This window comes from Methanogenium sp. S4BF (assembly GCF_029633965.1).
In the GTDB taxonomy this organism is placed as follows: Archaea; Halobacteriota; Methanomicrobia; order Methanomicrobiales; family Methanomicrobiaceae; genus Methanogenium.
Map to the genome: position 1 here is coordinate 69,912 of NZ_CP091277.1, position 12,492 is coordinate 82,403.

Here is a 12,492-nt window from a genome sequence, read left to right on the forward strand (position 1 = left end):
CTTATTTTTCCTCCTGAATCATGCTAATCGCATCTGCAGGGCATTCCTTGGCGCATACGCCGCAGCCCTTGCAGAAGTCAAGGTCAAAGAGGATCTGGCCATCATTATCACTGACTGCCGTTTCCGGGCAGAGCAGTATGCAGGTGCCGCAGAGGATGCATTTCTCCATATCCACGACCGGCATGTAAACCCGCCATGATCCGGTTTTGTTATCCTGTGCCCTGCCGGGTGCAGCAGCGCATCCGATACGAAGTGCCATATTACTGTCCCTCCTTTACGAGTTCATAGGCGCGGCGTGCTGCTGCGATATTCTTCTCAGCAAGGGAGCCGGAGAAGCGTTCGGAAAGTGCCTCCTCCAGTGCTTCCAGCCCGATTTCACCGGTAGCCGCGGCAAATGCACCCATGAGGGTGGTGTTTGTGATCGGCAGCCCGAGGATCTCAAGGGCAAGGGATGTTGCGTCGATAGCAATGAGTCTGACCCCGTCGGGGACACCCGCGACGGTATCTTTCTCGGTATTGACAAGCGCAATGCCGCCTTTTTTCAGTCCACTGAAGACGTCGACATCGGCAATGAGCGAACTATCCTGCACGACAATGTAGTCGGGTTCATATATCTGGCTGCGAAGGCGGATCTTCTCGTCACTGAAACGGACGAATGCCTGCACCGGTGCCCCTCGCCGTTCGACACCAAATGCGGGGAACGCCTGTGAATAGACGCCACTTTTGAAGGCAGCGGTTGCTATGAGCTCTGCTGCGGTCACAGACCCCTGCCCTCCTCTTCCATGAATGCGTAGTTCTCTCAAAAATATCCCCATATAATCTTACATGATTAATAGATAAGAATTTTTGGCAGGGGCATGCCGGGTCTCCCCTCCAGACGAAAATTAACTGCCGATTCTGCTTTATTTGTCGAAAAAGGATGAATGGCGTGGGGAAACACGCGAGAATTGAGGGGGTGGCGGGTGATGGTTTTGTGGGTGGTTCGTGGTGTGGTGTGGGTGTGATGCGGTCTGTTTTTTTGCAGAAGTGGACAGGAATAACCGGAACCTCCGTCAGAGCAGTGTCTTCAGGGCATTCCGGTGCAGGGGGACTCCGGCGTGGTTTTGGTAATCCGGATGGCTCTGTGAAGAAGAGTGCTGTTCGTTTTTGCGGAGACCTTTAGCGCGGCATCCTTGCTGCCCGGTTGCGGATTCAGCTGCATCTGGCTGCATCTAAATGGTCCCTGTGACTCTGGCAACCTGCTTTATGCTCCCCTGCATGCATTTTGTTCGTTCAGGGTCTTCCCGGAGCATGATGCAGGATGAGAGCACTATTCCGGATAAAAGGCTCTCGGAATGTGTGGCTCAGGAATTGTATGTATAATCGTGCAGAAATATTTGAATGAGGGTGACGCCTCCCCCATTCACCGCACAACCCCAAGCCCCAGCACCGACTTCACCCCACCTTCAAACACATCCCGTGCAATCCGTGCACAGCCGCGGGCCGCCACCCAGTCGTCGAAGATGGTCACCGGCGTTCTGATGAGGCGGGATACCTCCGCTGCGATGGCGGGTGCCTGTGATCCGGCAAGGGCCACCGGTGCGTCGGGGGCAAGCAGGCGCAGAGAGGCGCACTCCATTGCCGCCCAGAGGGCGAGGGTTGCCTCCTGCAGGTCATCGGGAGTGGTGTGGTGGACGCCTGCGTGGAGGAATGCCTCGTTTGCCGTCTCCTCTCCCCGGTCAATCCGGCGTATCGCATCCACATCAAGGGCGCCGTGAGTGGTGCCCGGCGCAAAGACACAGGCATCAAAGGCACCGGCGATGGCCCCTTCGGTGACAAGCAGGCTCACGGTGTTGGAGCCTACATCTGAAACAATGAAGGTGTCGCCCAGCGCCTGCTGCACCGCGTAGGCGATGCCGAGCTTCTCAGGGCTTGTCTGGTGAGAGTATGCCTTGAACCGGGGGTCGGTGGGTGACCCGCGGTGGATGCCGGGAATGACCACTGCGGGAATGCCGGATTTTGCAATCTCGTCATAGACACGGGTCCCGCCGCCGGTGTGTTTCCCGGCTCCTTCACGGGTGATGATGCCGCGGTTTTTAACCTTCCTGATGTCGGTGATGGCGGTGATTGCATCTCCCATTGAGTAACAGACGGCAATACCCTCAATCTCCTCAACCGGGCAGATCTGTTCCAGTGCCGCAGTTGTGAACCCGGTTGCCTTCTCACGGGGTATCCTGAATTCTGCAGTATCCGATGCAAACCGCAGTGCTGTTGTGCCGTGGTCGATGCCAATATACATATTTAACCTGTATTAGTATCGGCAGACGGTATTATACGGTTTATTACTTGGTGCAGGGCAATGTCCGAAAGTGAGGCATATTTCCTTAGGACCCCAATCCCCTGCGGTATGCAAAAGAGGTAATTCTCTCTGTTGATTGTATTAATAAAGGGTAAATGGACAAAGAATCAGATTCTTCTTTGTCATCCCTCACTTTCGACAACCCCGTCCACAAAACTCTCAAGCTGCATCAGAGTGGATGGCTCGATGCCTTTTTCCACTGCGAGAAAAACTCCCGATATGTCCAGTATCTTCAATTTACTGGTTATAAAGTGGATGAATTTAGTCAGGTTTGCAGACGAGATGTAGATGAGCATACTGTTGACGGAATCCAGAAGAACCCAGACCTTATTTCCATTAATGGTTTTCAGCAGCTCGGTGACCGCTATCCCCATATCGGTCAGATTTGAGGGATTGTTGACAAATGTACAGTTCACCGCGCCTTCGGACTCTTTTCCTATCGCATATTTGGTAATGGCGTCGATGAAATGGACATTGTCGAGGTTGATGCCGCCCTTTACGTAATCTTTTCGAAGCACATTGTAGGGGTCGTTTGTGGTGATGACAATTGTTGTAAACCCTTTTGCGGTAATCTCCTTTATAATCTCAATATTTTTCTTCCTGAGATTCCGTGGTTCTGAAAGTACAAGATAAATTGCCGCCTCACTGCTCTCATCAAAAGACAAATCCATGCTCGCTTACTCCGATAAATATCTCTTTAGTTCGGGAGGCATATCTTCAAAAGCAAGACTTACCGCTTTGTTCAGTTCATAGAGGTTTTCAATAATCTTTTCTGCATTTTTTGTCTGAATTTTGATCTGCAGGATCAGGTCATCCGTTGTACACTCATCGTTCTCCAGCCGAGTGATTATTTCATCCATATTGTTCTTTATAACTTCGACGGGATTTTTCAGCCTCATCGCAGATTCGCCGATATACTCAATAATCTCGGCATGCAGTTTTTTCTCTTTGGTGATGTCGCGTCCAATAAGGATAAACCCGAGCGTCTTTCCTTCATCGCTGTCCAGCTCACGGGTATTCCATGATATTATCTTTTCGTGCCCGTCTTTGGTATGTATTCTGCTCTCAAAATTCTCAAGATCTTTTGTGCGGGAGATGATGTCGATGATCTTCGTTGTCACGTCTTTCCGGTATTCAGGGTCAGGGTAGAGCTTTTTCCAGATATCATTGCTGCCGGTGACCTCCTCTGCCGTGAATCCGCTAATCTCCTCTGCAGCGCTGTTCCAGACTTCAACGCGGGTTTCCGCATCAAGAAACGCAATCCAGACGTTTGCGTTCATTAAAAGCGTCCTGAATTTCTTCCCCAGTGAGACCACTTCGGTGATATCCCGCCCGATGGTAATATATCCGGTAATTTCACCGTCTTCTGCAAGGATCTCTCTGGTATTCCATGAGATCTCCTTCTGCTTCCCCCCTTTTGTATGGATGACGGTCTCAAAATTCTCCAGATTCTGCCGGTTTTGAATGGCATCATCAATTTTTTGGGTAACCACTTCCCGGTATGGCGGGTCCGGATACAGTTTCTTCCAGACTTCTCTGCTTCCCCTGACTTCACTCTCTGTATATCCGCTTATATCTTCAGCCGCTTTATTCCAGACAATGACGCAGCCCTTTGGGTCAAGAAATGCAATCCATACATTGGCATTCATCAGCAGGGTTTCATAAAATCCGGCGGTTATTGATGCGTTTTCAAATGCAAATTGTGCCCGATTCTCATTTGAATGGTGATTGTGGTTGTGCATCAGTGTGCCCTCATGGAAAAAAAGCAGGGACTCAATATATACTTATCTTACTGAAATCGGCACATATAGCGAAGAAAGGCGAGCGGTATGGAGTGTTCGTATCACGGTCTGAAAAAAAGAGGATTTTGGTAATCCGTTCTGATTATTTCGTGCCGAAGAGGCGGTCGCCCGCATCGCCAAGACCGGGGATGATGTAGCCCTGTTCGTTCAGGTGGCTGTCAATCACCGCAGGAATGATGTCGACATCCGGGTGCTCCTCCTGCATCCGGCAGATACCCTCCGGCGCCGCGAGAATGCAGAGCACCTTTATGTCCTTCACGCCTGCCTCCCTGAGCAGTGTGCATACCGCGGCAGTGGTGCCGCCGGTTGCAAGCATCGGGTCAAGGATGTAATTGCGCCGGTCCTGCACGTCCTCAGCAAGCTTCGCATAATACTTCTTTGGCTGCAGGGTTGCCTCATCGCGGTAGTAGCCGATGTAGCTGATGCGTGCTGTTGGAATGACGGTCAAAAAACCCTCCTGCATCCCGATGCCCGCACGGAAGATAGGGACAATGGAGGGGTCTTTTTCCTCCACCGTCTGGACATCGATCGGAGTGCCCTGCCAGCCGGTCATGGTGGTCGTTGTCAGGGGGAGGTCCTTTGTTGCCTCATAAGCAAGGAATGTGGAGAGCTCGGTGACGATCTCCCGGAAATCCTTGGAGTTCGTTGCCGGGTCACGGAGCATCGTCACCTTGTGGCGGATTAAGGGGTGGGTGACCGGATAGACCGCCATATCAGAAGTCCACCTCGACAACCGGCTCCTCTCCCTTCTTTGGTTCAGGGATGATGAGGTTTAACGCCACACCGATGATTGCTGCAAGGCCGATGCCTGCAAGCTGGAAATCACCGATTGGAATGAACAGCCCGCCGATACCGGAGACGAGCACCACAGCAAGGATGGCGAGGTTCTTCGGGACGGTGAGGTCAACCTGATTTTTCACCATCTGTTCGATACCCAGGCTTGCAATCAGGCCGAAGAGGAGAATCAGGACGCCGCCCATCACCGGTCCGGGGATGGTGCTGAGGAATGCACCGATCTTGCCGATGAATGCAAAGCATATTGCAAAGACTGCACCGAAGGTCATCACCAGCGGGTTGAAGTGGCCGGTCAGTTTGACAGCGCCTGTCACTTCAGAGTAGGTTGTGTTGGGGGGGCCGCCCACCATGGATGCAAAAAACGTTGCAACACCGTCTCCTAAGAGAGTGCGGTGGACACCCGGGTCTTTCAGGTAGTCTTTGCCGGTTACCGAGCTGATGGTGAGGATGTCGCCAAAGTGCTCAATTGCCGGTGCAATGGCGACCGGGATGATGAAGAGGACTGCTGCGAGGTTCCACTCGGGGAAGACAAAGTTCGGTGCCGCCACCCATGCGGCAGTGGAGAGGGGTGCGAAGTTGACCACACCGAGGGCAATCGATGCAATATATCCGACAGCAATACCGCAGAGAATCGGGATGAGTTTGAGCCATCCTTTTGCAAAGAGGAAGATGACCATCGTTGTCACGAGTGATATGCCGGCGATGATGAGTGCTGTCTCCACAGGGATTACCTGTGTGTCGCCGGCCATGCCGAGCGCCATGGAGACTGCGACCGGTGCAAGGGAGAGACCGATGACAGCGATAACAGGACCTACCACAATCGGCGGGAATACCCGGGTGATGACTCCCACACCGAAGTAGCGCACACACAGACTGAGAAGGACATAAAAAAGACCTGCACAGGCAAGACCGCAGAGCGTCGAGGGGATACCCCATGTTGCGATTCCAAACGTGATTGCCGGAATAAACGCAAAGGACGATGCCAGAAATATCGGCACTTTAAACCGGGTAATCACCTGAAAGATGAGGGTTCCCACACCAGCCGTGAAGAGCGCAACACCGGGGTCAAGCCCGGTTAAAAGGGGCACCAGCACGAGTGAGCCGAATGCCACAAAAATAATCTGGAGGCCGCCAAAGACCTCCTTGATTCCAAATTCACCAATTCCAATATTCATTCTTTCAATCCCTGAAAGTCAATCATCATTGAGGCATGATGTCGTAAAAAAGTGGATGCTAATGATATTATAGATAATCTGTTGATGCCTGCCTGTTATGTCGGGGAACAGCTATTTAATCCATTTATACGGGTGAGATGAGATGTGCCGGGGTATTTTAACCCCCATCCGTCTCAGTTAATGGAGAGAGGCTGCCATCCGCCGTTTTGCATACTCCATCAGTCCGATAAGCGCTATCCCTGCAACGGTGAAGAGGATGGCGGATATCCCGAATCCCCCTTCCTGCATGATGATGCCTGCAAGCATCCGGGTGGACCCAAGCATAAGACCGGTGAGAAACGCAAGCATTACCGCGTGATGTGTGCGCAGGAGATACTGCAGTGTCCGGGAGAAGGCGAGCAGCCCGATGATCCCGCCGGTCATATAGGTGATGAGCTCCGGAAGGGCGAGGGTGTGGACGGCATTCAGGAGATACTCATACTGGTTGAAGAGGAGGGTGATGTATGCACCCGATATGCCGGGGAGGATCATCGCGCAGAGAGCGATGGCACCGGTAATGAAGAGCACGGGGAGGGAGTGGCCGAGGGATGTGGGGTTTAGCCCTGCGATGACAAATCCTACGGCAAATCCGGCGATGAGAAATACGATGATGTCTGCTCCCCGACGGCTGACCTCTGCAAATATGAGCACCGAGGATGCAAGGATGATTCCAAAGAAGAGTGCATAGGTCTCAACAGCGTATCCGTTCAGAAGGAAGAGAATGATCCGGGACATGATGAGGGCCGCCACCCCGATGCCTGCGACGAGTGAGCCCATAAAGAGCGGATCAACAGCTCGCACGCCGTCCAGAAATGCTTTTTTGTCTCCCCGGATGAGGTGCTGCAGGGTATGGATATGGATATTGCCGATGGCATTGACGAGCCGTTCGTAGATGCCGGTGATCAGTGCCATCGTCCCGCCGGAGACGCCGGGGATGATGTCTGCAGCACCCATCACCATTCCTTTGAGAAATATGAAGATATATTCACGGCTTATAGGGTCAGGAGTCACACTATTCTATGTGAAAAGAGAGTTTTTAATGGTATAGCAGACGATAGTTCGTCAGCTATGAAATCGATCATCACCGGCGGTGCCGGGTTTATCGGCTCCCATCTGGCAGATGCACTGGTCGCCCGGGGGGACGAGGTCATTGTCATCGACAATCTTTCAACCGGGACAGCTGACCATCTTTCCGGACATATTGCAGCAGACTCCCTGTTGCTTCTGACAGACGACCTCCTTGAAGACGGCTGGCAGGATGCGTTTGCAGGAGCACAGCGGGTGTACCATGTCGCAGCAGATCCTGATGTGCGGGCAAGCGCAGGGGCGGCATACGAGGTATACCGGCAGAATACCGAGGCTACGATGCGGGTTCTGGAGGCGATGCGGTTGTATGAGGTGCCGGAGCTGGTCTTCACCTCAACGTCGACCGTCTATGGCGAGGCATCGGTCATCCCGACACCGGAAGACTATGCACCGATGGTTCCCATATCCATCTATGCCGCCACCAAACTGGCTGACGAGGCGATGATCTCCGCCTATGCAGCCACATACGGCATGAAGGCGTGGGTCTTCCGGTTCGCAAACATCATCGGCGAACGCAGCAACCACGGGGTCATCTGGGACTTTATGCACAAGCTCAGGGATAATCCTCTTGAACTTGAGATCCTCGGGGACGGGAAGCAGACCAAGTCATACCTTGAAGTCAGCGCCTGTATCGGGGGTATCCTGTATGCGGCCGATCACTCGGATGATACCTTCAACTTCTATAATGTCGGGTCCGAGGACTGGATCAGTGTCACCGATATTGCCGATATCATCGTGGAGGAGATGGGTCTTGCCGATGTCACCTACCGCTTTACCGGTGGCGACCGCGGCTGGGTGGGCGATGTGCCGAAGATGCAGCTGGGTGTGGAAAAGATGAAGGCGCTCGGCTGGGTGCCTCCCGTGACATCTGCAGAGTCCGTGCGCACCGCTGTCCGTGCCCTGCTGCAGGAGATGACATCGTCCACCCCCTGAGCCTGCGGTGACAGAGAATTTTTGTTCAGTAAGCACCGGAAGAATATCCGAAGAATATCAGAATACGAGTGGCATACCAGAGGAATTCCGAGATGAAATACCTGATTATCCTTGGCGACGGGATGGCTGACTGGCCCTGTGAGGCACTGGGCAGCAAGACCCCGCTTGCATACGCTAATATCCCCAATATGGACCGGATTGCCCGCGAGGGGCGTTCCGGGATGCTGAAGACAGTAAAAGACGGGTTTGAACCGGGCAGTGATATCGCAAATCTCTCTGTCCTGGGATATGATCCGGCACTGTACTATACCGGCAGAGGGCCCCTTGAGGCAGTCTCGATGGGGATTGATCTGGGTCCTGACGAGATTGCCTACCGCTGCAATCTGGTGACAGTGACGGACGGGGTGATGCGTGATTTCTCGGCGGGCCACATCTCATCGGAGGAGGGTGCCGCTTTACTGGCATCCCTTGATGCCGCACTGCCGGACGTGTCGCTCTACCCTGGCGTCTCATACCGCAACCTGCTGGTGGTGCCCGGCGGGGCGGGTGCAGAGACGACCCCGCCGCATGACATTGTGGACGAGGAGATTGCAGAGTATCTGCCGAAAGGCGCAGATGCCCCCCTGCTTGCCGAATGTGTCCGGGTGAGCAGGGAGGTCTTTGCAGACCACCCGGTGAACCAAAAGCGCATTGCAGATGGCAAGGCGCCTGCAACCCGTATCTGGCCGTGGTCCGGAGGGAAGAAGCCGCAGCTCCCGTCGTTTGAAGAGCGGTATGGTGTCCGCGGTGCGATGATCTCGGCGGTGGACCTGTTGAATGGCATCGCCCGGTGTGCAGGCATGGATATCATTACCGTCCCCGGTGCAACCGGGTATCTTGATACGGATTACATGGCGAAGGCACGGTATGCGGTTGCGGCGCTGGAAACAGCAGACCTTGTGTATATGCATGTGGAGGCGCCTGATGAGGCTGGCCATCTCGGAAGCGCAGAAGAGAAGGTGCGTGCCATTGAACGGCTGGACGAGGCGGTGGGCTATATCCTTGCGCATGTGGACGGGGTCATCGCCCTTTTGCCGGACCACCCGACGCCGCTTGCCCTGAAGACGCATACGAGCGATCCCGTGCCATTTGCGGTGATGGGGCTTGGCACGGATAATGTGGACTCCTATTCGGAAGAAGCGGCGGAAAAGGGTTCATTCGGGCTGATGGACGCGCTTGACTTTATTCCGATGCTGACGGCGAAACGCGAATAATGCGGCATGACGGACCGGTATGTCTGAACATGCATTGTGGGGAAAATAGCATACAGAATGCGGCGGGTGCCTTATAATCGGGCATCAGACCCCAGCATCATCATTCTTGCGTCAGTGGGGGTAACTGTCATCATCTGCCCGACAGGGCACCCCTGCCGTTTGCACTACTACTTCTTTTCATCAGGTGATAAATACTCGCGCCCTCCGCGGGGAAGAGATAACTACCGAGGGCAGACATATCTTATATCTGACAGCAGTATGACAGCGGGAAAACGACTGACAATTGGCGTGACGGTGAACCTTGAGCGGTACGAAAATCTCCGTGTGGCGGTGGAAGGAGATGTCGATACGCCTGAGGATGCAGCAAATCTGGCCCGCTATCTTGATGACGTCCTTGCCGGATTCGGGAAAAATGATCCGGAAACCGAGAAGCAGATTGCAAACTACCGGTTCCGTGTCCTGCCCGGAAGAGGGGATGCGGCGGAGGATGCGGCCCTGTCCGGGCCGGAACCGAAAGGAGCTGCAGAACCTGCGGAACCGGGGGCAGACACGGGGGTGCCGGTGCAGCCTGATACACCTGCCGGAGGGGAGAGCACATCCGGCATCTGTGCACCGGCGGCCGCTGCAGCGACTGTTCCGGCAATGGCTGAAACCGGACTGTTCTGTGCAGACTGCGGGGCTCCCATCTCCAGACAGGAAAATAAACTGGGCCGCCTCTTTGTGGACCGCCCTCTCTGCAGGCCCTGTCTGGAGGCTCTCCAGAAGGCGCAGCACTGACGATGCACAGGGGTGAACGGAACAAACACCTATTCTTATATATCCCGCCGTGAGATTCTCTGGTATGAAGAAGAACCTGCTGATGTGGGACGAGTCAATCTTTCAGGACATGGAGGTATTTGAGTTTGACTTTGTCCCCGGGCAGTTCGATTTTCGTGACACACAGGAGCAGGAGCTTGCGTTCCAGATACAGCCTGGTCTCCGCGGCGGGCGGCCGCTGAATACCATTTGCCGTGGTCTGCCGGGCACCGGGAAGACAACCAGTATCCGGAAACTCTTCACCGAGATTGAGGAGCACACCCGAAAGATAGTGCCGGTGCATATCAACTGCCAGATAGACAATACCAAATTTGCGATATTCTCCCAGATCTTCCGGCGCCTCTCCGGGCACCTCCCCCCGGGTTCGGGGACGTCGTTTAAACAGGTCTTTGATGCGGTCTGCCGCCTGCTGGTAAAGGATGAGACGGTTCTTCTGGTCTGCCTTGACGATGCGAACTACCTGATGTATGAAAACGAGATCAACAAGGTGCTCTACACCCTCCTGCGGGCTCATGAGTCCTGTCCCGGCACAAAAATCGGGGTTATTACCGTGATCTCCGATATGTCGGTTGATCTGATGAAGACGGTGGATGCACGGGTGGCGTCGGTGTTTCAGCCGACGGACATCTACTTCCCGCCCTATGACGAGGACGAGATCAAAGAGATTCTCCGCCAGCGGGTGAAGCAGGGATTCTATCCGGGGGTCATCAGTGAGGCGATGCTGGACCTCATCACCGAGCAGACGCTGAAAGGCGGGGATCTCCGGGTGGGTATCGACCTCCTGAAGCGGGCCGGACTTAATGCAGAGAGGGATGCCCGCCGGAGTGTGGAGCGGGATGATGTCTGCCGCGCTTATGAGGTATCAAAGTATCTGCATCTTACGGCGACCATCCGTGCCCTCCGCCCGGAGGAGCGTGCGCTTCTGCGCGTGATTGCCGAATGCTCACGCGAAAAGAAGGAGATGGCCGCAGGAACGGTGCACGAGGCGGTGAAGGCCTCTTCGATGAAACTGGGCTATACCCGGTTCTATGAGATGGTCACAAAATTAGACTCAATGCGGCTCGTCAATCTGCACTACCGTGAGGGGCGGGGCAGGACCCGCCTGATAACGCTCAGGTATGATCCGGAACGGGTCATTGAAGAGATCGATAGCTGCTGACTCCACCAATTAACAATACTTATCTATTTTGTTTAAACAATTAATGCGTTAGGAGTTTACTCTCATGATCAGCATTAATGAACTTGCACTTGAGCTCTTTGAGGAGCTTGCAGAATATCCGGAAGATTTCAACGCGGTCTTCCACCAGCTCGACAACGGAGCACGCATCGTTGACTGTGGTGTTCAGGCAAAAGGCGGCTATGCAGCAGGAAAACGCTTCACCGAGATCTGCATGGGCGGCCTTGCAGAGGTCTCATTCCGGATGGGTCAGATTAACCACGTCCCGATGCCCTTCATAGAGGTCAACACCGACTTCCCGGCACTGGCATGCCTGGGTGCACAGGAAGCAGGCTGGAGAATCACCCACGAGAAGTACTTCGCCATGGGCAGCGGCCCGGCCCGTGCCCTCTCCCTCAACCCGAAGGAGTGCTACGAGCTCATTGAGTACGAAGACGACTGTGACTACGCAGTCATCTGCCTTGAGTCCGACACCCTCCCCAACGAGGCAGTGATGCAGAAGATTGCAGACGCATGCAATGTCGATGTTGCAAACGTCTGTGCAGTGGTTGCACCGACTGCATCCGTTGTCGGCTCCATCCAGGTCGCCGGCCGCTGTGTCGAGACCGCTATCTACCGCCTCGAGCAGCTCCACTATGACCCGAAGAAGGTCATCTGTGCATGCGGTTCAGCGCCAATCGCTCCGGTAAAGGCAGACTCCACCAAGGCAATGGGATGCACCAATGACGCCACCATCTACTACGGCCAGATCAACCTGACCATCGATGGTGCCGACATCGCAGACTATGTCGACAAGATTCCGTCCAGCACCTCCTCTTCCTACGGCAAGCCGTTCTACGACACGTTCAAGGAGGCAAACTTCGACTTCTTCAAGATTGATCAGGGCCTCTTTGCACCTGCTGAAGTGACCATCAATGAGATCTCCGAAGGAAAGGTCTACCGCTGCGGTGCAGTGAACCCCGAAGTGACCCTCCAGTCCTTCGGCTACCTCTAAATATCTCCTTTTTTCGGGTTCCGCTTCTTTCTGCATGCAGGTGAACAGCTCAGGTGACCGTCCGGTGCAGGTGATGGTCTTGTG

13 protein-coding genes are annotated in these 12,492 nt (G+C 54.2%); 5 read left to right on the top strand and 8 right to left on the bottom strand.

Annotated features, from left to right (window positions below; genetic code table 11):
* Position 1 precedes the first annotated feature (1 nt).
* The 8 genes from L1S32_RS00385 to L1S32_RS00420 form a co-directional block, all read right to left on the bottom strand.
* Entirely contained in the window at positions 2 to 259 is a 258-nt protein-coding gene (locus L1S32_RS00385; RefSeq protein ID WP_278155407.1) for a 4Fe-4S binding protein, read from the bottom strand.
* Between the two features lies 1 nt (position 260).
* Entirely contained in the window at positions 261 to 803 is a 543-nt protein-coding gene (locus L1S32_RS00390) for a pyruvate ferredoxin oxidoreductase subunit gamma (protein ID WP_278155408.1), read from the bottom strand.
* A 599-nt stretch (positions 804 to 1,402) separates the two neighbouring features.
* Complete coding sequence (locus tag L1S32_RS00395) at positions 1,403 to 2,278, bottom strand: methanogenesis marker 12 protein (RefSeq protein WP_278155409.1); 876 nt, start codon at positions 2,276 to 2,278, stop codon at positions 1,403 to 1,405.
* Positions 2,279 to 2,460: 182 nt separating this feature from the next.
* Positions 2,461 to 3,009, bottom strand: coding sequence for a hypothetical protein (locus tag L1S32_RS00400; RefSeq protein ID WP_278155410.1), 549 nt, complete (start codon positions 3,007 to 3,009; stop codon positions 2,461 to 2,463).
* A gap of 6 nt (positions 3,010 to 3,015) precedes the next feature.
* Positions 3,016 to 4,080, bottom strand: coding sequence for a PAS domain-containing protein (locus L1S32_RS00405; protein WP_278155411.1), 1,065 nt, complete (start codon positions 4,078 to 4,080; stop codon positions 3,016 to 3,018).
* Between the two features lie 142 nt (positions 4,081 to 4,222).
* A complete protein-coding gene (gene upp / locus L1S32_RS00410; RefSeq protein ID WP_278155412.1) occupies positions 4,223 to 4,852 on the bottom strand; it encodes a uracil phosphoribosyltransferase in 630 nt (209 codons plus the stop codon).
* Position 4,853: 1 nt separating this feature from the next.
* The gene (locus tag L1S32_RS00415) at positions 4,854 to 6,110 is read right to left on the bottom strand and encodes a uracil-xanthine permease family protein (RefSeq protein WP_278155413.1); all 1,257 of its coding nucleotides are present in this window, start codon (positions 6,108 to 6,110) and stop codon (positions 4,854 to 4,856) included.
* Positions 6,111 to 6,287: 177 nt separating this feature from the next.
* Positions 6,288 to 7,160: a DUF368 domain-containing protein gene (locus L1S32_RS00420; RefSeq protein ID WP_278155414.1), complete on the bottom strand. Its 873-nt coding sequence runs from the start codon at positions 7,158 to 7,160 to the stop codon at positions 6,288 to 6,290.
* Between the two features lie 57 nt (positions 7,161 to 7,217).
* Here L1S32_RS00420 and L1S32_RS00425 point away from each other — a divergent pair, with 57 nt between their 5' ends.
* The 5 genes from L1S32_RS00425 to mch all read left to right on the top strand — a co-directional run bounded on the left by L1S32_RS00425 (position 7,218) and on the right by mch (position 12,408).
* Positions 7,218 to 8,168 (top strand): NAD-dependent epimerase/dehydratase family protein, encoded by a 951-nt coding sequence (locus L1S32_RS00425; RefSeq protein WP_278155415.1) that lies wholly within the window; start codon positions 7,218 to 7,220, stop codon positions 8,166 to 8,168.
* A gap of 92 nt (positions 8,169 to 8,260) precedes the next feature.
* Positions 8,261 to 9,421 (top strand): cofactor-independent phosphoglycerate mutase, encoded by a 1,161-nt coding sequence (locus L1S32_RS00430; RefSeq protein ID WP_278155416.1) that lies wholly within the window; start codon positions 8,261 to 8,263, stop codon positions 9,419 to 9,421.
* Positions 9,422 to 9,679: 258 nt separating this feature from the next.
* Positions 9,680 to 10,198, top strand: a complete 519-nt coding sequence (locus tag L1S32_RS00435) for a hypothetical protein (protein ID WP_278155417.1) — start codon at positions 9,680 to 9,682, stop codon at positions 10,196 to 10,198.
* Between the two features lie 64 nt (positions 10,199 to 10,262).
* Complete coding sequence (locus tag L1S32_RS00440) at positions 10,263 to 11,396, top strand: ORC1-type DNA replication protein (protein WP_278155418.1); 1,134 nt, start codon at positions 10,263 to 10,265, stop codon at positions 11,394 to 11,396.
* Positions 11,397 to 11,460: 64 nt separating this feature from the next.
* Positions 11,461 to 12,408 carry a methenyltetrahydromethanopterin cyclohydrolase gene (mch, locus tag L1S32_RS00445; RefSeq protein ID WP_278155419.1) on the top strand — a complete coding sequence of 316 codons (948 nt, stop codon included), beginning with the start codon at positions 11,461 to 11,463 and terminating at the stop codon, positions 12,406 to 12,408.
* The last annotated feature ends 84 nt before the right edge of the window (positions 12,409 to 12,492 follow it).

Bases quoted from the DNA above. Each gene is read 5' to 3' on its own strand.
- L1S32_RS00385 (WP_278155407.1), bottom strand. From the start codon at position 259: ATGGCACTTCGTATCGGATGCGCTGCTGCACCCGGCAGGGCACAGGAT.
- L1S32_RS00395 (WP_278155409.1), bottom strand. From the start codon at position 2,278: ATGTATATTGGCATCGACCACGGCACAACAGCACTGCGGTTTGCATCG.
- L1S32_RS00400 (WP_278155410.1), bottom strand. From the start codon at position 3,009: ATGGATTTGTCTTTTGATGAGAGCAGTGAGGCGGCAATTTATCTTGTA.
- L1S32_RS00405 (WP_278155411.1), bottom strand. From the start codon at position 4,080: ATGCACAACCACAATCACCATTCAAATGAGAATCGGGCACAATTTGCA.
- upp (WP_278155412.1), bottom strand. From the start codon at position 4,852: ATGGCGGTCTATCCGGTCACCCACCCCTTAATCCGCCACAAGGTGACG.
- L1S32_RS00415 (WP_278155413.1), bottom strand. From the start codon at position 6,110: ATGAATATTGGAATTGGTGAATTTGGAATCAAGGAGGTCTTTGGCGGC.
- L1S32_RS00425 (WP_278155415.1), top strand. From the start codon at position 7,218: ATGAAATCGATCATCACCGGCGGTGCCGGGTTTATCGGCTCCCATCTG.
- L1S32_RS00430 (WP_278155416.1), top strand. From the start codon at position 8,261: ATGAAATACCTGATTATCCTTGGCGACGGGATGGCTGACTGGCCCTGT.
- L1S32_RS00435 (WP_278155417.1), top strand. From the start codon at position 9,680: ATGACAGCGGGAAAACGACTGACAATTGGCGTGACGGTGAACCTTGAG.
- L1S32_RS00440 (WP_278155418.1), top strand. From the start codon at position 10,263: ATGAAGAAGAACCTGCTGATGTGGGACGAGTCAATCTTTCAGGACATG.
- mch (WP_278155419.1), top strand. From the start codon at position 11,461: ATGATCAGCATTAATGAACTTGCACTTGAGCTCTTTGAGGAGCTTGCA.